Origin of the sequence: Paenibacillus intestini, from assembly GCF_030803945.1 — a bacterium.
Lineage (GTDB): Bacteria > Bacillota > Bacilli > Paenibacillales > Paenibacillaceae > Paenibacillus > Paenibacillus polysaccharolyticus.
In genome coordinates, this window is the sequence record NZ_JAURUN010000029.1 from 1 (window position 1) to 1,327 (window position 1,327).

The 1,327-nt window shown below is 54.6% G+C and carries 1 rRNA gene; it reads left to right on the forward strand.

The window, feature by feature from the left end:
* Positions 1-1,327, forward strand: a 23S ribosomal RNA gene (locus J2T16_RS28730); the annotation flags it as partial.

Here is a 1,327-nt window from a genome sequence, read left to right on the forward strand (position 1 = left end):
TAAGGCTGAGCTGTGATGGGGAGTGAAAATTACAGTAGCGAAGGTCATGATCTCACACTGCCAAGAAAAGCCTCTAGCCAGATGAAGGTGCCCGTACCGCAAACCGACACAGGTAGGCGAGAAGAGAATTCTAAGGCGCGCGGAAGAACTCTCGTTAAGGAACTCGGCAAAATGACCCCGTAACTTCGGGAGAAGGGGTGCCCCGGTAGTGTGAATAGCACGAGGGGGCCGCAGTGAAAAGGCCCAAGCGACTGTTTAGCAAAAACACAGGTCTGTGCGAAGCCGTAAGGCGAAGTATACGGGCTGACGCCTGCCCGGTGCTGGAAGGTTAAGGGGAGTGGTTAGGGAGTAATCCCGAAGCTGTGAACCGAAGCCCCAGTAAACGGCGGCCGTAACTATAACGGTCCTAAGGTAGCGAAATTCCTTGTCAGGTAAATTCTGACCCGCACGAATGGCGTAACGACTTGGGCGCTGTCTCAACGAGAGATCCGGTGAAATTTTAATACCTGTGAAGATGCAGGTTACCCGCGACAAGACGGAAAGACCCCATGGAGCTTTACTGCAGCTTGATATTGAATTTGGGTACGATCTGTACAGGATAGGTGGGAGCCTTTGAAGCGTGAGCGCCAGCTTGCGTGGAGGCACCGTTGGGATACCACCCTGATCGTATCTAGGTTCTAACCTGGTACCGTAATCCGGTGCGGGGACAGTGTCAGGTGGGCAGTTTGACTGGGGCGGTCGCCTCCTAAAGAGTAACGGAGGCGCCCAAAGGTTCCCTCAGAATGGTTGGAAATCATTCGAAGAGTGCAAAGGCATAAGGGAGCTTGACTGCGAGACCTACAAGTCGAGCAGGGACGAAAGTCGGGCTTAGTGATCCGGTGGTACCGCATGGAAGGGCCATCGCTCAACGGATAAAAGCTACCCTGGGGATAACAGGCTTATCTCCCCCAAGAGTCCACATCGACGGGGAGGTTTGGCACCTCGATGTCGGCTCATCGCATCCTGGGGCTGAAGTAGGTCCCAAGGGTTGGGCTGTTCGCCCATTAAAGCGGTACGCGAGCTGGGTTCAGAACGTCGTGAGACAGTTCGGTCCCTATCTGTCGTGGGCGTAGGAAATTTGAGAGGAGCTGTCCTTAGTACGAGAGGACCGGGATGGACGTACCGCTGGTGTACCAGTTGTTCCGCCAGGAGCACCGCTGGGTAGCTATGTACGGACGGGATAAGCGCTGAAAGCATCTAAGCGTGAAGCCCCCCTCAAGATGAGATTTCCCAGTATGTAAGACCCCTTGAAGACGACGAGGTAGATAGGCTGGGGGTGGAAGTGCAG